This is a genomic window from Dyadobacter sp. 32, from assembly GCF_902506755.1.
GTDB lineage: Bacteria > Bacteroidota > Bacteroidia > Cytophagales > Spirosomataceae > Dyadobacter.
Genome location: NZ_LR735258.1, coordinates 4,680,001 through 4,704,507 on the forward strand (window position 1 = coordinate 4,680,001; position 24,507 = coordinate 4,704,507).

The following is a 24,507-nucleotide window of genomic DNA, read 5'->3' on the forward strand; positions in this document are numbered from 1 at the left end:
ATGCTAATCAACGGAGGGTTAGGCGGGGCCTAAGGTATAGCCGACAGGCGATTACCGATGGACAGCAGGTTAATATTCCTGCCCTTGCAATGAGTGTGACGAAGTGACGGAGTATTGTGGTATGTACGTACTGACGGAATAGTGCGTTGAGCAGAGCCTACGGGCGAAGCGAACATACGAAAAGGCTTCCAAGAAAAGCTTCTGAAACATCAGCTTATTGCAACTCGTACCGTAAACCGACACAGGTAGTCGAGAAGAATATTCTAAGGTGCTCGAGTGAATCACGGCTAAGGAACTCGGCAAATTAACCCTGTAACTTCGGGAGAAGGGGAGCCTCCTCGCAAGAGAGGCCGCAGAGAAATGGCCCAGGCGACTGTTTAGCAAAAACACAGGGCTCTGCCAAAACGAAAGTTGACGTATAGGGCCTGACACCTGCCCGGTGCTGGAAGGTTAAGAGGGGATGTCATCGCAAGAGAAGCATTGAATCGAAGCCCCAGTAAACGGCGGCCGTAACTATAACGGTCCTAAGGTAGCGAAATTCCTTGTCGGGTAAGTTCCGACCTGCACGAATGGTGTAACGATCTGGGCACTGTCTCGGCCGTGAGCTCGGTGAAATTGTAGTAGCGGTGAAGATGCCGCTTACCCGCCACGGGACGGAAAGACCCCGTGCACCTTTACTATAGCTTTGCATTGTTTTCGGGTCAGGGATGTGTAGGATAGGTGGGAGGCTATGAAGGGGTGTCGCCAGGCATCTTGGAGCCAACGTTGAAATACCACCCTTCGCTGGCCTGGGATCTAACTTGACTAAGTCAAGGACCGTGCATGGTGGGTAGTTTGACTGGGGTGGTCGCCTCCAAAAGTGTAACGGAGGCTTCCAAAGGTCTGCTCAACACGCTTGGTAACCGTGTGTGGAGTGCAATAGTACAAGCAGGCTTGACTGTGAGACCGACGGGTCGAGCAGGTGGGAAACCAGGGTATAGTGATCCGGTGGTTCTGTATGGAAGGGCCATCGCTCAAAGGATAAAAGGTACGCCGGGGATAACAGGCTGATCTCCCCCAAGAGCTCACATCGACGGGGAGGTTTGGCACCTCGATGTCGGCTCGTCACATCCTGGGGCTGGAGAAGGTCCCAAGGGTTCGGCTGTTCGCCGATTAAAGTGGCACGCGAGCTGGGTTCAGAACGTCGTGAGACAGTTCGGTCCCTATCTGTGGTGGGCGTAGGAAGATTGACGGGGGCTGCCTTTAGTACGAGAGGACCGAGGTGGACCTACCGCTGGTGAACCGGTTGTTCCGCCAGGAGCATGGCCGGGTAGCTATGTGGGGAATAGATAAGCGCTGAAAGCATCTAAGTGCGAAACTAGCCCGAAGATGAATCTTCCACATAAGGGTCGTTGTAGACTACAACGTTGATAGGCTGCAGGTGTATGTGTAGAAATACATTCAGCCGAGCAGTACTAATTACCCAACAGCTTGCACATTTTCTTTCACTAGAAAAAACATTTAATCTCAATCTCTTCTACTTCCAATATGACATGAAAAAAGGAATGAAAGGATAATGGAAAAAAGGATAAAGGACGAAAGGGATTTTCCCTTCCTCCATACTTCCTTCCTCCTTCTTCCCCTCAAAAGATCTTGTTGGTGGCTATTGGCCCGGTGTTCACCTCTTCCCATCCCGAACAGAGAAGTTAAGCCCGGAACCGCCGATGATACTTGGGTCAAACCTGGTAAAGTAGGTAGCCGCCACAATACTATTACAAAACAAAAAGCCTCGCAAAAATGTGAGGCTTTTTTGCGTTTGTGTTATCTTCTTCCCAGGCGGGGCCACCCAGGCGGGGCCACCCAGGTCATCGTGACGGATCAAGCTGAAAAGTTGGGGGGAAGCTGAATTATTATGGATCAAGCTGAAAAGTTGGGGGGAAGCTGAATTATTATTTGCTTTGCATCCTGAACCAATTTTGTTTGCATTGAACGATTCTTACCAAACACTTGTCCGTATACTTTTACCAGAAGGCATCCTAGAGTATTTTGAACCAACCAAAGTCGTTGAGTCCATTCCTGGATTAAACATCTACTTAGTAGAGAAGAATATTACTCCTGTTGAGTATAAAGATGAAAAGTTGGAGTCCAAGGGATTTCTTCCGGAAATCTATATTCAGGACTTTCCTATTCGTAATCAGAAAGTTACGCTCTGTATAAAACGCCGTCGTTGGGAAGTCAAGGATACAAAAGAGATAATTAGCAGAGACTGGAATGTGGTACAACAGGGAACTCGAATGACCAAAGAGTTCGCTGATTTTTTAAAAGAGTTGTATAGATAATAATCCCGTTAGCTGTTCACAACTGGGTAAATACTATCATTTAGAAGGGAAACAGCTTCAGCAGCAGTATAAAGATCATATCAGTGACTATCGCCAATGGGATCAAATAGAGCATGCAGAAGACTGGATGTTGTATGCTGAGAATACAGGTGTTCATTTAAGCATTGATGAAACTGCTCTTTCTAACGGGGAATTATACACCATCGTTACAAATAAAGCTGCCAAAGGGAGGAAAGGAGCACTTGTTGCGATGGTTAAAGGCACTCAGGCTGAAACTGTTATTGAAGTTTTAAACGGGATTCCCAAGAAGCTTCGGGACACAGTTCGTGAGGTTACCTTGGACATGGCAGCCAATATGAATATGATCGTGAAGCGCTGTTTTGTTAAGGCAGATCGGGTAATCGATCGCTTTCATGTACAAAAATTAGCATATGAAGCGGTACAGGAAATCCGGATCAAATACCGCTGGGAGGTTCTGGATAAGGAAAATGAGGCCATTAGTACAGCCAAGGCGGCGGGAGTAAGCTTTGAGCCAGAAGTTCTCGAAAACGGAGATACAGTAAAGCAGTTGTTGGCAAGAAGTAGATATCTGCTATTTAAGCACCATGACAAGTGGACCACCTCGCAAGTAAAACGGGCCAAGTTGCTGTTTGAACGTTATCCCTTAATCAAGAAAGCTTACAATATCTCTTTGGATCTGGGGACTATCTTTCGGACTTGCACTTTGAAGGAAGTAGCCTTCAAGAAGCTTGCATTGTGGTATAACATTGTGGAAGACTGCGGAATAGACTCCTTCAAAACCGTTGCCAGGTCTATTCAAACCCACTATTTAGATATCCTGAATTTTTTCAACAATAAAAGCACCAACGCATCGGCCGAATCTTTCAACGCCAAGGTTAAATCTTTCAGATCGTCATCAAGAGGTGTAAGAGACATCAAGTTCTTCCTGTTCCGGCTTTCTAAACTTTATGCATAATCGCCCCCCAACTTTTCCACTTGATCCGAAAAGTTGGGGAAGTCAAATAACTGTTTCTTAACCAGATCCGATCCCGTTTGCATTGGATATCGCCCAGGAAGCCCCGTATGCTTCTTTTACAGAGAATATGGTACTTATTTCAAATTGACTTAATAAGTCTCTATTGTCATATTCACACTCGCCTATGCAAGGCATTCCCACAATAAATTGATTAGATAAAAAAGGTAGCGGAAAGCAGGCACAACGATGAGAATCGGATGAATAGGTGGGCCGCTTCATACAACATCTATTTTTTGGGGACGCGCTCCAATGTTAGGCATTTTGCTTTTCCAGTCGAACGGTTCTGTATCCTTTTGTTTTATTTTTCAAAGACTGATATATCAGAGCTGGAAGGAAAAGAAGCGACGCAGCAATTAGTTGCACAAGCAATCTCACATGTGGCCCCATCTCAAATATTGCGCCCCGAAAGGGCGTGTAATAAAAAACGAGAACAACTTGAAATGTAAAGACCTGCAAAGAGTATCTTCCAATGAATGCCAAGGGTCTCGACTTGGGAAAATACCCTGAATCAATCATATAGCCAATAAGGTATGCAATAACCAGGAAATTGAGCAAACGGAAAAACTGCAAATTTTCCTTAGCTGAAAATGTTCTGACCGCGTCGGCAAGCACTCCTCTTATGCTTGTGCCGTATCTGATCATCGCAAAACTTAACAACAGCACCAAGGAACAAGTCAAAAGAGCCTTGGTCTTGGGAATTAACACCGTACCCATACTTCGTGAATAGCCTGCAAGGCAACCAAGAATGAAAAGGATCTGCCAACTGAGTAAGTTAAACAGGCCAAATCTTACTTGTTCTGTGCTGGAAGCCGAGAATATACCGAACTGCCCCAACAGCCAGATTAAACTACTTATGCCCAGCACAAAGAATTTCTTCCCACGTGATAGTGCCTTCAAAGCAATCAGACCCATCGGAAAGAATAAAATGTACATAGGGAGCACATCCAGGTGTTCAGGTTGAAAAAGAAGCAAAAGGAAGGCTGTTGAGGAAATCATTGGATTTTCAATAATCGGAATGAGTTCAGGAGACTGCCATTTGGTTAAATAGGGGTGGCTAAAAAGATATGGAATGAGTAAAATTACCATCGTTGCTATGTGATACCCATAAATTTTCAGTGATTTTTTGGACATAATTGCGAGCTTGATCTCGCATCCTTTTAGCAAGCGTTGCCCAAAGGTAAGGCCAAGCACATATCCCGACAGGAAAATGAATCCTTCCGCGGCTGACACAAAGCCCATCGGATGGGAAGTAAATTTACTAACCGGTCCGCCGATATGATTTACAGTGATCAGAATTAATAAAATGCCCCGCAGAACATCAAGATCATTATTACGTGGAGTCATAAACGCGATAGTCCTGATGGGGCACAATTAAGCATTGTACCCCATCAGTTACTTCGCAAAAATATGCATTTATTCTGTAAATAGAGTAAGCATAATTACGATGATTCCAAAGTTAATCCTGTCTATAACAACCCCTGAAGTAATCCAATTGTCAGATACCGACAAGCAGACTCCCAGAGCTGGTAGGGCAGAATTTCCTTCAAAATAGATAGGCAATCGCTAAGGTCTTAAAAACCAAGAAGGAGAGGGTTATCTAAATATCAAATACGAACCGGGGCGAGATTGCCCGTGAAGGTAAGCGCAATGTCAACGATGCCTTCTGTATCGATTCCGCATTCCCGATGCAGCTCAGCTGGCTCTCCGTGTTCTACAATTCTATCGGGAATACCCATACGCCTGATTTGAGCAGTGTAGCCGTGATCTGCCATAAACTCCAGAACCGCACTCCCAAACCCTCCTTGAAGACAACCATCTTCCAAAGTAATGACCTTATCAAATTTGCCAAAAACCTCATGAAGCATGGCCTCGTCCAGAGGCTTAACAAACCGCATGTCGTAGTGTGCAGCACTTATTTTGCTTTTTTGCAAAGTTTGAATCGCTTCCCCGACGTAATTACCCAAAGGACCCAACGTGAGAATAGCCACATCGGTACCCTCCTGAATTTTCCTTCCGGTACCAATTTCAACTTGTCGAAATGGGGTTCTCCAGTTGGGCATCACACCGTTGCCCCGGGGATACCGTATGGTGAACGCCTGTGTCCCCTTCTGAAACGAATCCAGTTGAGCGGTATACATCAAGTTTCTTAATTCCTCCTCGTTCATGGGAGATGCCACCACCATATTGGGTACACACCGCATGTAGGCAATGTCGTATAAGCCATGATGTGTCGGCCCATCGGCACCGACCAAACCCGCCCTGTCGAGACAGAAGATGACAGGAAGCTCCTGAATGCATACGTCATGTATCACCTGATCATAGGCACGTTGCATAAAAGTAGAATAGATGTTACAAAACACCACCTCACCTCTTGTAGCCATGCCTGCCGAAAAAGTAACAGCATGCTGTTCAGCAATACCTACATCAAAGGCCCTGTCGGGCATGGCAGCCATCATAATATTCATGGAGGATCCGGAGGGCATAGCGGGAGTCACCCCAACGATCTTTAGATTTTTTTCTGCAAGCTCAACCAGGGTATTGCCAAATACATCCTGATATTTAGGTGCCTGAGGAACATCATAAACTTTCTTCTGAATTTCGCCGGTAATCTTGTCGAAAACTCCGGGAGCGTGCCACTTGGTCTGGTCTTTTTCGGCAGGACCATATCCCTTACCCTTAACCGTCAGACAGTGTAACAGCTTTGGCCCGGGAATACTTTTAAGATCCTTCAACACTTCGGTAAGATGACTGATATCGTTTCCATCTATCGGTCCGAAATAACGCAGCCCCAAGGATTCGAATAAATTGCTCTGTCGAAGTATTGCCGTTTTCATAACGGCTTCCACTTTGGATACCACCTCCTGGGCGCTTTTACCAAAGTTGCTCATCTTCCCAAGCATATTCCACACTTCATCCCTGAACTTGTTGTAGGTCTGAGAGGTGGTGATATCTGTGAGATACTCTTTCAGCGCGCCTACATTCGGATCGATGGCCATACAATTATCGTTCAGGATAATAAGAAGGTTCGAATCCGTAGCTCCTGCATGGTTCATTCCTTCAAATGCCATCCCGGCAGTCATGGCTCCATCGCCAATGATTGCGATGTGTTGACGTTCATAGTTTTGCTGTAAAGCCGATGCCACCGCCATACCTAAAGCCGACGAAATGGATGTAGACGAATGTCCTACTCCGAAGGCATCGTAAATACTCTCATTCCGTTTGGGGAAACCGGACAAGCCACCGTATGTACGATTAGAGTGAAAATCATCTCTGCGCCCTGTCAGAATCTTATGGCCGTAAGCCTGATGACCCACATCCCATACGAGCTGGTCATCGGGTGTATTAAAAACATAATGTAGTGCAACGCTTAATTCAACGACACCCAGGCTGGCACCAAAATGTCCTCCGTAAACCGAAACATTATCTATTATATACTGGCGTAATTCATTACATACCTGAGGCAATTTTGAAGGATCCAGCTTTCGTAAATCTTCGGGAGAATTGATTTTAGCCAGTAGTTTACCAGGTGTTATTAGCATATTAGAAGCCATTGAAAATCAGATCCTGTTATCTGACTATAATCCAAAAGGTTGTGCAAAATTAACTAAATCGTGAAAAGAAACCGACATTTATTTTTGTTGACTGGCCTTAAACAGCTTTTGCTTTTCCTCCTTCGTCAGACTTTCATATCCTGATTTTGAAATTTTATCGAGAATCATGTCAATTTCCGTCTGATTGGGCACTTCAATGGTGGTAGAAGATGAGCTTGTGGCAAATACATTTGAGCTGCGATATACCTGTTTTTCCCGGTAAGTCACCTGCATGGAGGGCCGCTTGCGGAACAAACCCGACCAGGCATTCATCACTGCGTAGATTGGTTTTCCCAGATCGGTTCCATTTTGCAACAACTTGATGAACAAATATCCAATCAGGGCGCCGCCCAAATGCGCTATGTTTCCACCGGCATTGGAACCTACTACTTCGGCAAGAGAAAGGATAATGTAAAACAGTGCTATAAACTTGATACGCACCGGACCCAGAAATATCAGATTAAAAGTATAATTCGGAAGCAAGGTGGAGGCGCCCACGGCAACAGAAAAAGCAGCTGCAGAAGCACCATGCAAAACCGAAACCTCAAGAACAGGTTTAAAATAAGGAATCAGATTATAGATCACCATGAAAAGAATACCACCGGCCAGCCCCCCCAGCAAATACAACGCGATAACCCGCTTAGACCCCAAATACTCATCTACCAACCGGCCAAACCAGTACAGGAAGAGCATATTGAACAAAATATGAAATATATCTACATGGACAAAGAAGTTGGTAAACAGCGTCCAGGGCTTGTACAAAAAGCTGTTTGTCGAAGCGGGCAGGAACAATTGATCCAATATCGCATCATAGATCCCTCGGGACTGCGAAAACGTCAAAACGATTTTTGCCAGGAGTAAGATCAAAAATATGGCCGAATTGATCAGAATGATCTTAACCAGCGAATTTTCGGATTTGGCGAACTCATTCTTTAAATCCCTTAAAATATTGTTCATTTTTCAATAGAAGTTTGTTTTGCGTGTACCCCAATATCGCAACAATATATATGCAAATAGCATTCCTCCAAGGTGAGCAAAATGTGCTACATTATCCGATGGAGCATTTTGAATTCCCGAATACAGCTCGTATAGCCCGTAAAATGTCACAAAGTACTTAGCCTTAATAGGAAACGGAATAAAAAGCATAAACAGTTCGGTGTTAGGAAACAGTAAACCAAACGCCATGAGAATACCAAAAATGGCACCCGAAGCGCCCACCATGGGAATATTGGCCATTGCCTGGTAATAACCTTTTACTGTACCAATACTCTTCTCAATATAGGCGGGATTGGTTGGATTTTCTTCAAAATTATTTACAAATTCGAGATTTGCTCTGTAAAATTCATTTGCGTGTTGCGTCATAAACTCTATCCAACCTTCCGGGGTAGGATTCTGAATATACAATTCCACCGCATCACGTAGTTGTGCATTCTCGAAATAACCGATAGCAGAGAATAAGAGACCCGCACCAATTCCGGTGAAAAAGTAGAAGAAGAGGAATTTTTGAGAACCCCACATCCGCTCTAGCAAAGGGCCAAACATAAAAAGCCCGAACATGTTACTGAACAAGTGTCCGATGTTCCCATGAAGAAACATGTAGGTAACAAACTGATAGGGCATAAATGCAGGTGAGAGCACTGGCCGCAATGCAAATCCATCTGAAAGAGTCAGTATGTTTTTGTCAACAAAATAAAAAAGTACATTGAGAATTAGTAAATTCCTTACAGATGGGGTTATGGCTAACATATCAATTCGAAATCAAATAATTAATTAAACGGGTTTTTGCTTACTGTATTTGCTTACCCTTTGAAAATACTGCTCAACTTGTCCATGGTCAATAATACGATGATAGACTCCCCGCCCGGCGTGCGGTTGGGATCGGTTGACGCAAATAGCTGATCAATCAGCGTATGTATTTCCACAAAAGATAGCTTCACCGCATAGCGCACAGAAAACCTGCGGGCCAGTGACCGGGACAGGCTTTCAGGTTTGTTCAATTTCAGGTCAGAGTAGCTTTGTTTAAGCTGCTCAACCAGCTCCTCAAACAAGTCCTGTTCACTTTCCTCGGGCAAATCAGCCGGAATTCCTCTTATGATCAATTCATTTGTCCCAAATTCATCAAACTCAAAACCCAGACTTCGTATTTCCTTTCGGGTCTCATTCACCAGCTGTATATCAGAATAGGTGAGGCGAATGGTTTTCGGAAACAGCAATTGCTGGCATGCTCCGTTTCTGTTGGTCAGCATCTTACGATAACGTTCGTATAGAATACGCTCATAAGCGGCTTTCTGATCAATCAGCATGATACCATCCTTGACCTGGGAAAGAATATAACGGTTGTGTAGCTGAAACAAAACGGCATCACTTTCAGGAGCCGAAATAACTTCCGACGCCATCCTGTTGATCTTACTTGCCACGGTCATCGATTGCTCCTGATATACCGGCCTGGAAACCGTGGTAGCCCCCATCTCAAACGCCGCAAGCTCTCTGCTGCTGCTATCTGTGTTCTGCAGCCCTTCAAACAGCTTGTTCCAATTGGTCAGATTGGATCTCGAAGTTCCTCCGTCCGACTTTTTCGATTGCGCTGCCCAGTCTGGCATGACCGTTCTGGGAACCATGTTGTGGTTTTGATCAATGGGCGAGGGATTGAGAAAATTGATGTTATCCTCAAAATCGATAGACTGCGATAAGTTATACACCCCGACCGCCTTCTTCACTGCGGCCATAACGATGGCATAAACCGACCGTTCATCGTCAAACTTAATCTCCGTTTTGGTAGGGTGAATATTAATGTCAATGTGCGAAGGGTCTATCTCAATAAATAACACGTAAAACGGATGGCTGCCTTCGGCGATGGTACCATCGAAGGCACTAATCACCGCATGGTGCATATAACTGTGCTTGATAAAGCGGTCATTGACGAAGAAGAATTGTTCTCCTCTGGTTTTCTTCGCAAATTCCGGCTTACCGATGTATCCCCTTACACTAATATAGGACGTATCCTCCTGGCAGAACGCTAGTTGTTCCCGATAATTACGTCCGTAAATATCCACAATCCTCCTGACCAGCTTACCTGGCAAAAGGTTAAAAACCTCCGTATCATTATGATTTAAAGAAAACCCAACCTCAGGATGCGCCAGGGCAATCCGCTGAAATTCATCAAGTATATGGCGCATTTCAACCGGGTTGGACTTTAGAAAATTACGCCTTGCCGGTACATTAAAAAATAGATTTTTGACACTCAGGTTCGTCCCAACAATACAGGCAACGGGCTCTTGTGTTTTTATTTCTGAACCTTCGATCCTGATCAGGGTTCCCAACTCAACGTCTGCCTGACGGGTTCGCAGCTCTACCTGGGCCACCGCAGCAATTGACGCCAATGCCTCTCCACGGAATCCCATGGTCCGGATCCTGAAGAGGTCTTCAGACTGGCGGATTTTTGAAGTCGCATGGCGTTCAAACGACATTCTCGCATCCGTCTCGGACATGCCGGTACCGTCATCAATGATTTGTATCAAAGTACGCCCGGCTTCTCTCAGGATCACCTGAATATTTCCTGCTTTCGCGTCAATCGCATTCTCCAGCAACTCTTTTACCACCGAAGCGGGCCGCTGAACTACTTCACCGGCAGCGATCTGATTGGCAATAGAGTCGGGCAATAACTGGATAATATCGAAAGAAGGCATATTGCGGATTTCAGTTTGTCTTTTCAGTAACAAATTAACAAATTTTTTTTTAGAGCAAAGAGATTTGCCGGAAGGCGCGGGAAGTGAAAACCTTATTTAGGTGCAATACAAGCCGAATAGTTATATTTAATATTGAAACTTTTACAGATATTAAACTTTTTCTTGCCGACTTTGCGTTATTATTTTAATAAAAATTTATACTTTAGGGCTCTGAACCCTTCGCTAAATTAACCCACGGATATGAAGACACCAGTGTTTAAAAAATTCAACATCACGATGGCCCTTCAATGGCTCATTTTCATGCCTGTTATCCTTCCATTGTGTGTGATATTCGGGGCTGTACAGGGTGTGGTGAATATGGTCGAGAAGATGGCTCAGCGCATGTGGATTGATATGGAGCTATAGCGAGTAATACGCTGTACTACCACAGTATGATTTACAAGTGACTATGTGTTAAAAATAACCTAATAAATATAAAACAAGAGAGCTGGAAATCAATTTCCAGCTCTCTTGTTTTATGATGTGGTGACAGACTAAAACTTCCACCTGACGAAGGCTTCCATCGCTTCGTACTCCGCCAGTCCCAGGTCATCATACAAATGCGCGGTGGCCCGGTTGCGCTCCTCAGCCCGTTGCCAAAACTCCCTGGCATCTTCACCCTGGAATACAACACCATCTTTCTGAGACTGGTGCTTAAATATTCCCTGGCGCTTTTTAAGTACCTGGTCGGGGCTCATCGGCACAGCCATTTCAATTTCATGAATATCCCATTCGGCCCATGCACCGCGGTAGAGCCATACCCAGCAGTCTTTCATAAAGTTTTTATGCTTTGAGCGTTGAAGAGCCGCTTCGATCGCATCCCAGCAAACTTTGTGCGTGCCGTGCGGATCGGCAAAATCGCCCGCTGCGTAAATCTGATGCGGTTTGATTTCCTCGATCAGGTTTTCAATAATCTTGATGTCCTCTTCTCCAATAGGATTTTTTTGAACTGTGCCTGTTTCATAAAACGGCATGTTTAAAAAATGCGCTTGCTTAACAGGAATACCAACAAACCGACAGGTAGACTTGGCTTCCCCTTTACGTAAAAGGCCTTTAACTGTCCTGATTTCTGGGGTGTCGATTTCACTATCCTTGGTATGTCTCAAAAATTCTTTCGCATCCTCAAACAGCTTATTAGCCTCCGTATTGTTGATACCGAACTGGTTGTTGAAATCTACGACAAAATCAATAAACCGAAGTGCCTCATCATCTGCAACTGCGATATTTCCGGAGGTTTGGTAGGCCACATGCACCTCGTGGCCCTGATCCACCAATCGCTGGAACGTACCGCCCATTGAAATAATATCATCATCGGGGTGAGGGCTAAAAATAAGAACCCGTTTTTTGGCTGGCTGTGCTCGTTCCGGACGATTGGTATCGTCGGCATTGGGCTTGCCACCGGGCCAGCCCGTAATGGTGTGTTGTAACTGATTAAAAACATTGATATTGATTTCGTAACCAGCACCATATTGTGCCAGCAAATCACTCATACCATTGTCATTGTAATCCTTATCTGTCAGCTTTAAAATGGGCTTCTCGAGAATATTAGAAAGGTGGGTAACCGCCTTTTTGATCATCTTATTGTCCCAAACAACGGAATCAACCGCCCAAGGTGTTTTGACCCTTGTCAGTTCAGATGCGGCACTTTCATCCAATATAAATGATACATCCGGATGAGCCTGCAGATACGATGCCGGGTTACGCTCTGTAACGGGACCCTCTACTGCACCCCTGATTACAGATGCTTTACGCTCACCCCACGCAAGCAGCACCACACGCCGGGCACTCAATATGGGTGAAACCCCTAATGTAATTGCCTTACGGGGTACCTTGTGAAGGCCTCCAAACTCCATCGCAGCGGCGGCACGGGTAGAATGGTCGAGTGTAATCAGCCTGGTACGGGCGTTGATCAACGAACCAGGTTCGTTAAAACCTACGTGTCCGTTACCTCCAATACCTAAAAGTTGAAAATCCAGTCCGCCAGCAGCGTGGATCTTATTCTCATACGATGCACAATACTCCCTCAGTAAGGCAGGCGGAACAGTCCCGTCCGGTAGAAAATAATTCTCCTTTGGAATATCCACATGATCAAACAGCTGTTCTTTCATGAACCGGTGATAACTATAAATGGAGTCGGGCTCCATGGGATAGTATTCATCCAAATTGAAGGAGATCACATTTTTGAAACTTAGCCCCTCCTCCCTATGCATTTTCACGAGCTGAGCATAAACAGTCTTTGGCGATGACCCTGTGGCAAGACCCAGAACACAAAGTTTCCCTTCCGCCTGTTTCTTTCGGATCAATGCCGATATTTCCATCGCTACGGCATTTGACGCATCTTTGGAGTTTGAGAAAATTTGGGTAGGTATTTTTTCATACGTGATGGGCTGGCCAACACTTCCGCCACTTGAAACCTGGGCATCATCTGCAGCTTGCATGAGGATGGTTTCCTGATTTAGCGCTTTTAGATCCATTTTTGATTGAGAAAATTTATGTAAAGAGTTAAGGACAAACCTCCGGGCAAAACTTTATCAGAAGGGAGTTGGTAACCTGACAAGTATATCAAAATTTTAAACCCAACAACAAATAACAAAACTATAACAACGTGCTCCCTAAAATAATGGGGAAATTAATACATCGTTTTTACAAATGTAGCATGTGTTCGTAAACATTGCAGCTTTTTCCCATGATTTGCGATCAAGAATCGCAAGCTGCTTTCCGAACGGAAAGTTCATTTCCGGGTACAAAAGTACGATTGATGTGGAATATTATTAAAAAAATTTAAAAATAGTTTTTCAGGAGTTGCCTTCCTTTAAACTGAACGACTTTTGACAATAAGCACGAACCTAGTCCTACACAAAATTGAAGCGGAGAAACTCCTCCAGATTTTTTCTTTCCACAAGATTTGGTCGTATTTTTGCGCCTTGTTCTAAAAAACGTCACATAATCTTCTGTTAATCCCATGTCTACACTCACAAGCGTTGAACGTGATACCACCATTTTTGACTTAATTCAAAAGGAAAATCTTCGTCAGGAGTCAGGAATAGAGCTTATTGCTTCTGAAAATTTTACGTCCAAACAAGTGATGGAGGCTGCAGGAAGTGTGCTTACCAACAAATATGCAGAAGGCCTGCCAGGAAAACGCTATTATGGCGGTTGTGAGGTTGTGGATGAAATTGAACAAATCGCCATTGACAGACTCAAGGAATTATTCGGTGCAACCTGGGCAAATGTGCAGCCCCACTCAGGAGCACAAGCCAACACAGCCGTGTTTCTGGCATGTCTCAACCCTGGTGATACAATCATGGGATTTAACCTTGCGCATGGCGGTCACCTCTCACATGGATCTCCGGTAAACATTTCAGGTAAATACTTCAAACCGGTATTTTATGGTGTAGAAGCCGAAACCGGTCTTATTGATTGGGATAAAGTAGAAGAAACAGCCGTTAAAGAAAAGCCGAAACTATTGATATGTGGCGCATCGGCCTATAGCCGCGACTGGGATTATGAACGCCTTCGTGCCATTGCCGATCAGATAGGAGCCGTACTCATGGCAGATATCGCGCATCCTGCGGGACTTATCGCCAAGGGGCTTTTGAAGGACCCTTTTGACCATTGTCATATTGTTACCACTACCACGCACAAAACTTTACGCGGCCCACGCGGTGGCGTCATCATGATGCGTAACGATTTCGAAAATCCATTCGGAATCACAACCCCCAAAGGCCAGCTTCGGATGATGTCTTCTCTCCTGGATTCTGGTGTATTCCCTGGAACTCAGGGTGGGCCATTGGAGCACATCATTGCTGCAAAAGCAATTGCTTTCGGAGAAGCGCTGAGCGAGGGCTACTATAACTACGCATCGCAGGTAGCTAAAAACGCACAGGCCATGGCTAAGGCATTTGTTGGCAAAGGGTACAAAATCATTTCTGGCGGAACAGACAACCACCTGATGTTAATTGACCTGCGGACAAAAAATGGTATTGACTCCGGACTAACCGGCCGACTTGCAGAAAACACTTTAATTAAAGCAGATATTACGATCAATAAAAATATGGTACCATTTGATGATAAATCACCAATGGTCACTTCTGGTATCCGGGTTGGTACAGCTGCCATGACGACCCGTGGTTTGGTGGAGTCGGACATGGAACGTATTGTGGACCTCGTGGATACAGTGCTGACCCATAACGACAACGACGCCAAGATATCTGCCGTTAAAGAAGAAGTAAATACCTGGATGAAAGATTTTCCGCTTTACAGCTAAGCTGTCCAATTGAAGATTCTAACTGCGTAATGGTACTGACAAAGTATCTGTTACGCAGTTTTTTTTGCTATTTAGTCAGTGACTTTGTCGTTTTCGATCGTGCATCCCGTCGCTTGTATAGAACAAGTTTCAAAGCGAATCGGGATCGAATGTCAAACCAAATGTTTAAGTATCTAAAGAATTGTTACCTAACATGTTTTGACTTACTAAAGTTTTCATAACTTTGCACTCCAAAATACGAATTCAATTGACATGAGCAAGAAAGATACGGATGAGTCCGGGTTTGAAATTATTGAAACACCGGAGGCATTGGCCGGACAAATCAGTAAAGCGGAAGTTTTTTTCCTCAAAAATCGTAAAGTTCTTTTAGGCATAGGCGGAGCTGTTCTTCTTGCTGTGGTTGCATTTGCAGGGTATCGTTTCTACATTGATGGCCAGGAAGGAGCGGCACAGGCTGCACTATCAGGAGTGGTGTATGATTTTGAAGCCGACTCTTTGCAAAAAGCATTGAACGGAAGCGGCGGTAATGAAGGTCTTTTGGCTATAGCCGACGGATACAAGGGAACAGATGCAAGTAACCTGGCTCATTTTTACGCTGGTGTGGCGCTCCTGAAGCAGGGCAAATTCGATGATGCCATCAGTCATCTTCAATCATTCAGTTCCTCCGATCTTTTGGTTCATGCACGGGCTCAATCGCTGATTGGTGACGCCTATATGGAAAAGAATCAGCCTCAGGAAGCAATTTCCTACTACCAGAAATCAGCTGATTACGAAAAGAACGAATATTTCACGCCGGTATATCTGATGAAACTTGCTCTTGCACAAGAGAAGACCAATCAGATTTCAGATGCAATCAACACATATAAACGGGTAATCGACGAGTTTCCACTTTCTTCCGAGGTAGTAAATGCCAAGAAGTTTATGGGGTTACTGGAAGGACAAGCCGGCAAGTAATGGGAAACCATTCTGTTCTGAAAAAGGATAAAGCCGCTACCGGTTTTATCCTTTTTTTGTTATTACCAATTATAATCATTTTAAATTTATTCCCTTTTCAAGTATGTCGAGTGCAGATAAAAACCTCAGCGTGTTCATGACCGAGAATCTACCGGATATCAGCGAAAACAGATTTGCTCTTGTCGTGGCAGAATGGAATAATGAGGTTACAGAAAAACTGTTTCAGGGAGCCTACGACACCTTAATCCGGTACGGAGCAATACCTGACAACATACTTCGGGGTAACGTTCCGGGAAGTTTTGAACTCACCCTCGGAGCACAATGGTTTGCGCTTCGTGAAGATGTGGACGCCGTCATTGCGCTGGGGGTTGTGATCCAGGGCGAAACCAAGCACAACGATTACATCAACCATGCCGTAGCTCAGGGAATTACTAACGTAAGCTTAAAAACATCAAAACCTGTTATTTTTGGTGTATTGACTCCCAATAATATGGAACAGGCTGTTGATCGTGCCGGAGGGGTTCACGGTAATAAAGGAGACGAAGCGGCTATGACTGCCATCAAGATGCTTGGGCTGAAAGACAAAATATCCATTGGAAAGTAGCGTAATGTCATTCATGGTCATGAGTTGCCAGATATGGTCATTTGTTGTGATCAGCTGTGAGGCTTCGCCGAAAACAACTCCTTACAAATCTTGACAACACGTGACGAGAGATGACAACATCTGACAATTCCTGACAAAAATTTACACATTCAAAACCCAATAATTAGTTACTTATGCAAGTCTGGAAATTTGGAGGTACCTCCGTAGGCAAGCCCGAACGTATGCATTCTATCCGTGATCTTTTGGCTACCGATCCCAGCCGTAAAATCGTGGTTCTTTCGGCTCTTTCGGGTTCTACCAATGCACTGATCGCGATTGGTGAATCGGCTAAAGCAAATAATGAGTCATCTGCCACGGCTCAAATCAATGACCTGAAAGCGCATTACGACAGTTTTATAAAAGAACTTTACGCTACTGAAACCGGGCTCAGCACGGGCCAGGATATTGTTGATAGCGAATTTGGATACATTCGTTCTCTTGTAAGCATAAAACCTTTCTCACAAAAACAGGAAAAAGAGCTGGTTGCTGAAGGAGAATTGCTGAGCACGAAAATGTTTCAGGCTTATCTCGAAGAAAAAGGGGAAAGTTCAGTACTTTTTCCAGCACTGGACTTCATGCGCATTGATGCCGACGGCGAGCCCGAATTAGCTGCAATCGAGGAAAAACTCGTTGCCATGCTGGAACAGCATCCCGACAAACAAACTATTGTTACACAGGGCTTCATATGTAGAAACCCGCGTGAAGAAGTGGACAATCTGAAACGCGGTGGATCGGATTACACGGCTTCCCTGATTGGTGGAGCCATCCGTGCGGAGGAAATTCAGATCTGGACAGATATCGACGGCATGCACAACAACGATCCCCGGATCGTAAAGCGCACCTTCCCCATTCGCGAGCTCACATTTGAAGAAGCGGCTGAACTGGCCTATTTTGGTGCCAAAATTTTACATCCAAGTACCATTACACCCGCAAAGTTGCGCGGTGTTCCGGTGCGCCTGAAAAACACCATGCAGCCGGAAGCGCCCGGAACTTTGATCGCTAACCAGTCTACCGACCGGGAGATTAAGGCGATTGCCGCAAAAGACAACATTACTGCCATTTATATTCATTCCACCCGTATGCTGAATGCCTACGGCTTTCTTCGTAGGGTGTTTGAAATTTTTGAAAAATACAAGACACCGGTGGATATGATCACCACCTCGGAAGTGTCGGTATCGGTTACGATTGACAATCCTGAAAATCTGGAACAAATTACGGCTGAACTACGTGAATTTGCTGATTTAGAGGAGCATGACCTCGATCAGAACATCATTTGTATAGTAGGAAATTTCAGTGCCGACAAGGAAGGAATAGCTTTAAAGGTGCTTGATGCCATGAAAAATATTCCTATACGAATGATTTCGTACGGCGCCTCGGAGCACAATCTTTCGTTGTTGATACACTCTAAATACAAGGCTGAGGCTTTGAACGTACTTAATGAAAGGCTATTCTATTATGAGGATGCCATGAAGGATATTTTCAGTGCACCTTAATTGTATTTTCCTGTCAATATAAATTAATCATCCTATTTGGCTGAAAGCCGGAGCCGACAGCTAACCAAAACCATGTTACAAACCACCTTTATCCGCGATAACAAGGAATTAACCATCGCCGGATTAATCAAAAAGCATTTTAAGGATGCTGAGCAAGCCGTTGACCGGATCATTGACCTGGACCAGAAACGCCGCGAGGCACAGCAACAGCTCGATGATGTGTTGACACAAGCTAACCTCAAGGCAAAGGAAATCGGAGCCTTACTAAAAGCTGGGAAAAAAGAGGAGGCTGATGCATCAAAGGCTGAAACCGCCGTATTGAAAGAACGCTCGAAAGAATTGGAAGAGTTGCATAAGCACATGGAAGCAACTTTGCAGGATGAGCTGGTAAAGCTTCCGAATCTTCCCCATGTGAGCGTTCCGGAAGGTCGCACCGCAGAAGACAATGTAACGGTACTCGAAAGTGGGGTGAAGCCCGTCCTACCGGAAAATGCGCTGCCTCACTGGGAGCTGATTAAAAAACTCGGTGGGAACAACGCTCCCATTATTGATTTTGAATTAGGTAACAAGATTGCGGCAGCAGGTTTCCCTGTTTACAAGGGAAAAGCAGCGCGCTTGCAAAGGGCAATGATCTCTTTCTTTCTGGATGAAGCAGGAAAAGCCGGCTACACCGAGATACAACCTCCAATTGTTGTCAATGCCGACTCTGGCTTTGGCACCGGGCAGCTACCCGATAAAGAAGGCCAGATGTATCATGATGCTGCGGATGATTTGTACCTGATCCCGACAGCGGAAGTTCCTGTTACAAATCTTTACAGGGATGTCATTGTTTCCGAAGCCCATTTACCTGTTAAAAACGTGGCCTACACACCGTGCTTTAGAAGAGAAGCAGGCAGCTGGGGTGCACATGTTCGGGGATTGAACCGGTTACACCAATTCGACAAAGTGGAGATCGTGCAGGTCAGAAAGGCCGAAGAATCCTATGAGGCATTACAAGAAATGTCTAACCACGTGCAGGGTTTACTTGAAAAGCTGGAGCTACCCTTCCGCATCTTAAGACTTTGTGGCGGGGATATGGGTTTTACTTCTGCATTGACATTCGACTTTGAGGTGTGGTCTGCAGGCCAGGAACGATGGCTGGAATGTAGCTCCGTTTCCAACTTTGAAACTTATCAAGCCAACCGCCTTAAACTTCGCTATAAAAATGCGGACAAAAAGACGCAATTACTTCATACACTGAATGGATCCGCGCTTGCCTTACCACGTATACTGGCCGCACTACTTGAAAATAACCAGCAAATGGATGGTACAGTAAAAGTACCCGCGGTACTGGTACCCTACTGCGGTTTCGACGTAATAGAATAGTATTTTTGTTTGATAAAATATCCCGGCCTTCATGAAAATGGAGGCCTTTTTTCTAGGTTTAGCAATGCAGGTATTCCGGCCTTTTCCATAATAAGCTTTCCTACTTTTTCTGAAGCAATACCGGGCTCCATCAAAAAGGTATTTTCAAAATCATTGCCTACAATTTTGGTTCGAAAACAATGAAAAAACACGTTCGACGAGTCCGTATAATGGTCCAGTAATTCCAGCAGATGGGTTGATACCATGAACATGGAATCTTTGAAATTGGCAAATCCATTCAAAACTGTCTGAGAACAATGCAGCGCATCCTGCTGATTGGTCCCTCTGAACAATTCGTCAATAATAATGACGCACTTTTGACGGCTCCTAAGAGCCTGGGCCATTTCTTGTACACGCATCACCTCATTGTAAAAATGACTGTAACCCAGGTTTATATCATCGGAAAGGTGAATGGAGGTAAAAAATCTGTCCAGAAAAGAAAGCCTTACCGACTCCGCGGGTACCGGCCCGCCCAGGTGAGCAAGGTATAAGACAATGCCGCATGTTTTCAAAAAAGTTGTTTTACCACTGGTGTTTGCACCTGTGAGCAAGCATATGCCCGAATTGCCACGGATTGAAAAGTGGTTACGAACGCAGCCTTCAACCAAAGGGTGCCAGCTATTACTCATCTCAAAGCAACTATCCTCTGTCACGAATTCGGGATAGCACAGGCCGTACTCTGCACATGCCTTCGCTATGGCGGTGAGCGCGTCAAGCTTATAATAGATATCCAGAATTCGCCGGAAGGATTCCTTTTTCTGTTTCCTCAAATAGTAATCCAGATAAAACGTAGCACCTTTGGATGGATCTATGCTCCCCCTACTTGCGTGGACTTTGAGAACAGCAGCGTCTAAGAAGGACTTTACAAAAGCAAAATCTTCCTCCAATTCACCCACCGGTGCGTTATCCTGACACCGGGAGATCATTTCCTTTAAAGCACCAAGTACCTTAAATGTTTCAGCAAGGCCACTTTCAATGTGACTATATTCGGCTGGATTTCTATAGGCAAAAACCATCGTTTGAAACCAGTGCTGGAATACGTCCTGCGACATGGTATGTGCAATATTACTACTGTAATAACTTTCTGCCGCAGCCACATATGCGTGGGAAACGTCTACCTGCCACAAACTCCGATTTGAGGAAATAGTCTTCAAAAGCTGTTGGGCAGAAACGGTTTCAACCAAGCTATTCTTCGGCGTTCTGATCATGGTCTTAAGCAGATCGCGGCCACCGTAAGAAATGGTTTTGTCAAAATACTTAAGAATGGTGCTTTCACAGTGCTTTTCAGATACGATCTGAAGCTCATATAAAGTGTGTTCACCAACAGGTTGCATATGGGACGTTTAGGTATCTCCAAAAATACCCGGTTCCGGGAAAGCCATCCCGTTAAAGAAAGTTAAAAATCGTTGACAGGTGTCGATGGGCTTGTTAAAAAAACCTAATGAAAACGCATGCCTACTTTTTACCGTTATCTTGCGCCAAAAATTATGACTGATCGGATCCGGCTCATCTTTCTCTTTTATCGATCATTCGCTGTATTCTCTGGTGCCATTTCCTTGGCTTTGTGGACGCTTGCCGGCTATGCGCTGAATGAGCAGTTCTGGAGATTTTTACCCCTGTATATCTTGTTGAAGATTCTGACAAATAGCCTCATCTGGTACCATTCCCGAAAGTATCATGCTGAAAGAATGTTATTTTATTCCAATAAAAATATTTCCGAAACCACACTCTTTGTCTCGGCCTTTCTTTTGGATGCCGGTTTGTTTTTTCTCCTGGTAGCTTTTATCAGTATACTATTGTAATCAACCTCAGGCATGAATCGAGTACTTGAAGCAGATAGCATGTGGCTGGAATATGACAGCCGAAAAATATTGCAAAGCATCTATCTCAAACTGGAAACCGGAAAAATTACAGGTCTACTGGGAAGAAACGGAATCGGAAAGTCTAGTCTTCTAAGGATGATATTCGGTACCTTACGAGGCCAAAGCCAGTCGGTACGTGTGGATGGACGGTACTTTTCACACCCATACCTGGAAAAAGATCTGATTCGATACCTGCCACAGCATCGTTTTATTCCGCTTTATCTTCGGCTCAAACAAGTCTGTTCAATTTACCAGGTACGCTTCGATGAAATGAGTAATCATTTCCCAGAGATAAAACCATTCTATACCGAACGATTGGGCTCCCTATCCGGAGGAAATATAAGATTGTTTGAGACCCTCATCATTCTTTTTTCTCCAGTACCTTTTGTGCTATTGGACGAGCCATTCACACACTTGTCTCCTGTTGTTGCAGAGCGCCTTTCCGCCCTCATCAAGGATCAAAAATGCCACAAAGGAATTATGCTTTCAGATCACCTTTATCAGCATGTTCTGGATTTGAGCGATGAGCTCTACCTCATAGCTCCGGGTGGGCGAAGTGTGCATCTCCAAAATCCCGGGGAAGAGTTACGGCAATTCGGTTACACGGCCTGATCTGCGCTTGTGAGGAAATGCCAGCCAGACAAAATATCCTGTGAGTATTATAATAGCCCATTGCATCAGGTAATCAATAAGGTAGTCTGGTTTTAAGACAATGCCAGCAGGCCGAAGATATTTCACCATGCCTAGCCTCCACCAGTACGAAGGATGTATGACACATAGCACATTGAAAATCAACAATAAAACCACCTGCGTTTTGTTATCCCAGTCAATTACATAAAAAACAAGAGGAATCAGAAACAGAAAGATGTAATTGCTGTACGCGCTTTGCTGAACCACCATCATGGTGGCATACAGCACGATCCACACCCTCGAAAGCATTACCCGGAAATCAGCGTTTTGTAAGCGCCATGCCGCAATACAAGCCAGGCCCACAGACGAGAACAAGCCGATCCAATTCCAAAATTTTTCTCCTGCTCCAATACTATTAAAAAACCACGGGTTAAGCACAGAAATAAGGTTGGGCGCACGTAACACTTTGGCCTCATCCAACGGTTGCATGAATTCCATACCAACCAAGGGATATAGTATTCCCAATGAAATGACTCCAACGATAACCATTGGAATTAAAAACTTTACTTTCTGCTTTTCGATCAGGAACAATGGTACCAGAATCAAAACAAAAATCGCTTTTGTAAACAGAAGCCCTAATGCAAGAATCAAGGCATACCAGCTCACCCTTAGCGTTCGCACCCGTACGAGGTACGCGGATACCACAAACATCCACATCCATACATCCTCCTGGGCGGCAATAATGCAGAGTACCAAGGATCCAGGAAGCAGAAAATAAATCATCGATTTGAAATGAAACTCCCCTTTGGACTGAAAAGACCGGAAAAAGTGCCAGGAGAGGAGCATAGCCAAGCCGTCCATCAGGGCCATGGTCAAAACAATCATTTTGGGACTGTACCACAATTTGAGCCATATACCCAAAAAATAAGGATACAGCGGAGAATATGGGGACCAGAAATCGCGGTACACCACCTGCCCAACCGAGGCCTTACTACCCTCATCCCAAAATCCGTTTACGTCGGAAGTGGGGGCGAAATTGGCCAGCAGATAAATAACAACAAAGGGGATCAGGCGGGTAAAAATCCAACCCAGTCCTAAAACAGCGTGCGTATTTTTAGAATCAAGCCACTCGGAGATGTATTTCTTCCTCAACAGTAGCAGACCCAGAAGTAGGGTGGATAGCAGACTGATCCCTAATTTTGCTAAAACAATATTCATGCAGCGTAGATGGTTTTAGGAAATACAACGTGCCGGTAGGTTTCCCTCAACATCCAGAAAAAGCAAAGTACATTCAAAATCTGAAGAACGTACTCAAAAAGGAAGGCGATGTTACCGAACTGAGAGAATGATGTGTAGGCAGGCTGACCAATGTAAACCCATACAAAAGGCTGTACCACAGTAAGCCAGTTAACAGCGATCAAAATAACGACGTGGAGTGTTTTCCGAATGTCAATAATTTCGAACAGGACGGCCATCAGATATGCTATCAGATAAGCGCCCATGGCGCTGGCCTGGAAGATCATCATACAAGCAAAACATGCAATAAACAGGCCTGGCAAAACGTCGCTGATGTGACGCCGCCTAGCCTTCATGGCCATGTACACAGGAACAAAAACGGTAAACAAAAGCCCAAACCAGTTGATCATGGTGGATTTTTTTTCATTGATGTGAAAAATTATCTCAACAAATGGCCGTGTTATGGAAAATAAATTGGGAGTCATTAACTGCTCCGTGTGTTGAATCGGCATTAAAAATAAGTCTCCTATCTGCCAGTATAAAAAGCCAACGGCTGGCAAGCCCACGGCTGCCATGACAAGCAACATCTTTACAGGCTTTTTTACCATTACCAAAATGGCTGGCAAAAGAAAAATGAAAGTCACTTTAATGGTGAGCAGCGTCAAAGCAAAAAGAAGTCCTATACCCACCTCGTAATTCTCTCTGTTTTTGATTGTATACCTCCAGATCAGTAAAGCTGCCCCCCAAAACCACACTTCCTCCTGCCCATCTACGAGGATATACATAAATCCTGCCGGTAAAAGCAAATACAGCACCGCTAACTGCAATGCCCTTTCGCTTCGGTTTTTGTAGGTTTGGTAAGTCAGCCACAAAATCCCGCCTTCGATAACCACCATAAACAGCACAATAGCGCGTGAATTATGCCAGATCCAAACCGGCAAACTAATAATGTACGCATACAGAGGTGCGTGATAGGACCAAAAATCCCGGTAAACAAACCCTCCACTTTTAGCAGCCTCGGCTTTGTAAAAGAAGAACGGAACATCACCCCTCGGGAGCTCATTAAATATCAGAAAGATCCCTATCCAGGGAATCAACCTCAGTAAAATAAAAGTTAACGAAAAAACAAGCCCTTCACGCCTTGCCTGCCACTTTACAAAAAGATCAGATCTGCTGATCACCCAAAATATGCCTGAAGTCAGAACAAGGTTTATCAACAGCTTGATATAAAATACAGTAAGAATTGGCATATTGAATTTAATGGCTATCAAAATTCCGCTCAGCGCGGTTAAATCAAATCAGGTCGCAAACTTAAGACATCTTTCAAACAATGTGGGCAGTAAAACAAA

19 protein-coding genes and 2 rRNA genes (1 of these 21 only partly in view) are annotated in these 24,507 nt (G+C 44.6%); 12 read left to right on the top strand and 9 right to left on the bottom strand.

Features of this window, described 5'->3' with window-relative positions:
• From DYADSP32_RS19050 to DYADSP32_RS19065, 4 genes are all read left to right on the top strand, one after another.
• A 23S ribosomal RNA gene (locus DYADSP32_RS19050) occupies nt 1–1,478 on the top strand; it begins 1,341 nt to the left of the window's first position.
• Nucleotides 1,479–1,634: 156 nt separating this feature from the next.
• Nucleotides 1,635–1,746 (top strand): 5S ribosomal RNA (gene rrf / locus DYADSP32_RS19055).
• Between the two features lie 191 nt (nt 1,747–1,937).
• Complete coding sequence (locus DYADSP32_RS19060) at nt 1,938–2,318, top strand: transposase (RefSeq protein WP_414617437.1); 381 nt, start codon at nt 1,938–1,940, stop codon at nt 2,316–2,318.
• Nucleotides 2,319–2,448: 130 nt separating this feature from the next.
• Nucleotides 2,449–3,294: an ISL3 family transposase gene (locus DYADSP32_RS19065; protein ID WP_414618145.1), complete on the top strand. Its 846-nt coding sequence runs from the start codon at nt 2,449–2,451 to the stop codon at nt 3,292–3,294.
• Between the two features lie 312 nt (nt 3,295–3,606).
• On the opposite strand, the gene opgC is transcribed toward DYADSP32_RS19065, so the two are convergent.
• The 5 genes from opgC to mutL all read right to left on the bottom strand — a co-directional run bounded on the left by opgC (nt 3,607) and on the right by mutL (nt 10,630).
• Nucleotides 3,607–4,698 carry an OpgC domain-containing protein gene (opgC, locus tag DYADSP32_RS19070; protein WP_149241266.1) on the bottom strand — a complete coding sequence of 364 codons (1,092 nt, stop codon included), beginning with the start codon at nt 4,696–4,698 and terminating at the stop codon, nt 3,607–3,609.
• 260 nt (nt 4,699–4,958) lie between these two features.
• Nucleotides 4,959–6,893 (bottom strand): 1-deoxy-D-xylulose-5-phosphate synthase, encoded by a 1,935-nt coding sequence (dxs, locus tag DYADSP32_RS19075; RefSeq protein ID WP_149241265.1) that lies wholly within the window; start codon nt 6,891–6,893, stop codon nt 4,959–4,961.
• 90 nt (nt 6,894–6,983) lie between these two features.
• Nucleotides 6,984–7,901: a rhomboid family intramembrane serine protease gene (locus DYADSP32_RS19080; RefSeq protein ID WP_149241264.1), complete on the bottom strand. Its 918-nt coding sequence runs from the start codon at nt 7,899–7,901 to the stop codon at nt 6,984–6,986.
• A 3-nt stretch (nt 7,902–7,904) separates the two neighbouring features.
• A complete protein-coding gene (locus tag DYADSP32_RS19085) occupies nt 7,905–8,690 on the bottom strand; it encodes a rhomboid family intramembrane serine protease (RefSeq protein WP_149241263.1) in 786 nt (261 codons plus the stop codon).
• Between the two features lie 53 nt (nt 8,691–8,743).
• Nucleotides 8,744–10,630: a DNA mismatch repair endonuclease MutL gene (gene mutL, locus DYADSP32_RS19090; RefSeq protein WP_149241262.1), complete on the bottom strand. Its 1,887-nt coding sequence runs from the start codon at nt 10,628–10,630 to the stop codon at nt 8,744–8,746.
• Nucleotides 10,631–10,870: 240 nt separating this feature from the next.
• Here mutL and DYADSP32_RS19095 point away from each other — a divergent pair, with 240 nt between their 5' ends.
• Nucleotides 10,871–11,035, top strand: a complete 165-nt coding sequence (locus DYADSP32_RS19095) for a hypothetical protein (RefSeq protein ID WP_414617897.1) — start codon at nt 10,871–10,873, stop codon at nt 11,033–11,035.
• A gap of 128 nt (nt 11,036–11,163) precedes the next feature.
• Here DYADSP32_RS19095 and nagB read toward each other — a convergent pair whose 3' ends face one another.
• Nucleotides 11,164–13,107: a glucosamine-6-phosphate deaminase gene (gene nagB / locus DYADSP32_RS19100; RefSeq protein WP_149244768.1), complete on the bottom strand. Its 1,944-nt coding sequence runs from the start codon at nt 13,105–13,107 to the stop codon at nt 11,164–11,166.
• 524 nt (nt 13,108–13,631) lie between these two features.
• Here nagB and glyA point away from each other — a divergent pair.
• From glyA to serS, 5 genes are all read left to right on the top strand, one after another.
• Complete coding sequence (gene glyA, locus DYADSP32_RS19105; RefSeq protein WP_149241261.1) at nt 13,632–14,936, top strand: serine hydroxymethyltransferase; 1,305 nt, start codon at nt 13,632–13,634, stop codon at nt 14,934–14,936.
• A 252-nt stretch (nt 14,937–15,188) separates the two neighbouring features.
• Nucleotides 15,189–15,890 carry a tetratricopeptide repeat protein gene (locus tag DYADSP32_RS19110; RefSeq protein WP_149241260.1) on the top strand — a complete coding sequence of 234 codons (702 nt, stop codon included), beginning with the start codon at nt 15,189–15,191 and terminating at the stop codon, nt 15,888–15,890.
• A 103-nt stretch (nt 15,891–15,993) separates the two neighbouring features.
• Entirely contained in the window at nt 15,994–16,494 is a 501-nt protein-coding gene (ribH, locus tag DYADSP32_RS19115; protein WP_149241259.1) for a 6,7-dimethyl-8-ribityllumazine synthase, read from the top strand.
• A 173-nt stretch (nt 16,495–16,667) separates the two neighbouring features.
• Nucleotides 16,668–18,026 carry an aspartate kinase gene (locus tag DYADSP32_RS19120; RefSeq protein ID WP_149241258.1) on the top strand — a complete coding sequence of 453 codons (1,359 nt, stop codon included), beginning with the start codon at nt 16,668–16,670 and terminating at the stop codon, nt 18,024–18,026.
• Between the two features lie 72 nt (nt 18,027–18,098).
• Nucleotides 18,099–19,391: a serine--tRNA ligase gene (serS, locus tag DYADSP32_RS19125; RefSeq protein ID WP_149241257.1), complete on the top strand. Its 1,293-nt coding sequence runs from the start codon at nt 18,099–18,101 to the stop codon at nt 19,389–19,391.
• A gap of 29 nt (nt 19,392–19,420) precedes the next feature.
• On the opposite strand, the gene DYADSP32_RS19130 is transcribed toward serS, so the two are convergent.
• Nucleotides 19,421–20,764, bottom strand: coding sequence for a MutS-related protein (locus tag DYADSP32_RS19130; protein WP_149241256.1), 1,344 nt, complete (start codon nt 20,762–20,764; stop codon nt 19,421–19,423).
• A 153-nt stretch (nt 20,765–20,917) separates the two neighbouring features.
• Between DYADSP32_RS19130 and DYADSP32_RS19135 the strand changes: the two genes are divergently transcribed.
• Together DYADSP32_RS19135 and DYADSP32_RS19140 are read left to right on the top strand one after the other, a co-directional pair.
• Nucleotides 20,918–21,232 carry a hypothetical protein gene (locus DYADSP32_RS19135; protein ID WP_414617898.1) on the top strand — a complete coding sequence of 105 codons (315 nt, stop codon included), beginning with the start codon at nt 20,918–20,920 and terminating at the stop codon, nt 21,230–21,232.
• A gap of 12 nt (nt 21,233–21,244) precedes the next feature.
• Nucleotides 21,245–21,904, top strand: a complete 660-nt coding sequence (locus DYADSP32_RS19140) for an ATP-binding cassette domain-containing protein (protein WP_149241254.1) — start codon at nt 21,245–21,247, stop codon at nt 21,902–21,904.
• On the opposite strand, the gene DYADSP32_RS19145 is transcribed toward DYADSP32_RS19140, so the two are convergent.
• Together DYADSP32_RS19145 and DYADSP32_RS19150 are read right to left on the bottom strand one after the other, a co-directional pair.
• Nucleotides 21,878–23,140, bottom strand: a complete 1,263-nt coding sequence (locus DYADSP32_RS19145) for a hypothetical protein (protein ID WP_149241253.1) — start codon at nt 23,138–23,140, stop codon at nt 21,878–21,880. The genes DYADSP32_RS19140 and DYADSP32_RS19145 overlap by 27 nt on opposite strands.
• A complete protein-coding gene (locus tag DYADSP32_RS19150) occupies nt 23,137–24,408 on the bottom strand; it encodes a hypothetical protein (protein ID WP_149241252.1) in 1,272 nt (423 codons plus the stop codon). Before DYADSP32_RS19150 ends, DYADSP32_RS19145 begins: the two co-directional genes overlap by 4 nt.
• Nucleotides 24,409–24,507 lie beyond the last annotated feature (99 nt).

Coding starts and splice junctions, on each gene's coding strand:
- opgC (WP_149241266.1), bottom strand. CDS start 4,698: ATGACTCCACGTAATAATGATCTTGATGTTCTGCGGGGCATTTTATTA.
- dxs (WP_149241265.1), bottom strand. CDS start 6,893: ATGCTAATAACACCTGGTAAACTACTGGCTAAAATCAATTCTCCCGAA.
- DYADSP32_RS19080 (WP_149241264.1), bottom strand. CDS start 7,901: ATGAACAATATTTTAAGGGATTTAAAGAATGAGTTCGCCAAATCCGAA.
- DYADSP32_RS19085 (WP_149241263.1), bottom strand. CDS start 8,690: ATGTTAGCCATAACCCCATCTGTAAGGAATTTACTAATTCTCAATGTA.
- mutL (WP_149241262.1), bottom strand. CDS start 10,630: ATGCCTTCTTTCGATATTATCCAGTTATTGCCCGACTCTATTGCCAAT.
- DYADSP32_RS19095 (WP_414617897.1), top strand. CDS start 10,871: ATGAAGACACCAGTGTTTAAAAAATTCAACATCACGATGGCCCTTCAA.
- nagB (WP_149244768.1), bottom strand. CDS start 13,107: ATGCAAGCTGCAGATGATGCCCAGGTTTCAAGTGGCGGAAGTGTTGGC.
- glyA (WP_149241261.1), top strand. CDS start 13,632: ATGTCTACACTCACAAGCGTTGAACGTGATACCACCATTTTTGACTTA.
- DYADSP32_RS19110 (WP_149241260.1), top strand. CDS start 15,189: ATGAGCAAGAAAGATACGGATGAGTCCGGGTTTGAAATTATTGAAACA.
- ribH (WP_149241259.1), top strand. CDS start 15,994: ATGTCGAGTGCAGATAAAAACCTCAGCGTGTTCATGACCGAGAATCTA.
- DYADSP32_RS19120 (WP_149241258.1), top strand. CDS start 16,668: ATGCAAGTCTGGAAATTTGGAGGTACCTCCGTAGGCAAGCCCGAACGT.
- serS (WP_149241257.1), top strand. CDS start 18,099: ATGTTACAAACCACCTTTATCCGCGATAACAAGGAATTAACCATCGCC.
- DYADSP32_RS19130 (WP_149241256.1), bottom strand. CDS start 20,764: ATGCAACCTGTTGGTGAACACACTTTATATGAGCTTCAGATCGTATCT.
- DYADSP32_RS19135 (WP_414617898.1), top strand. CDS start 20,918: ATGACTGATCGGATCCGGCTCATCTTTCTCTTTTATCGATCATTCGCT.
- DYADSP32_RS19140 (WP_149241254.1), top strand. CDS start 21,245: ATGAATCGAGTACTTGAAGCAGATAGCATGTGGCTGGAATATGACAGC.
- DYADSP32_RS19145 (WP_149241253.1), bottom strand. CDS start 23,140: ATGAATATTGTTTTAGCAAAATTAGGGATCAGTCTGCTATCCACCCTA.
- DYADSP32_RS19150 (WP_149241252.1), bottom strand. CDS start 24,408: ATGCCAATTCTTACTGTATTTTATATCAAGCTGTTGATAAACCTTGTT.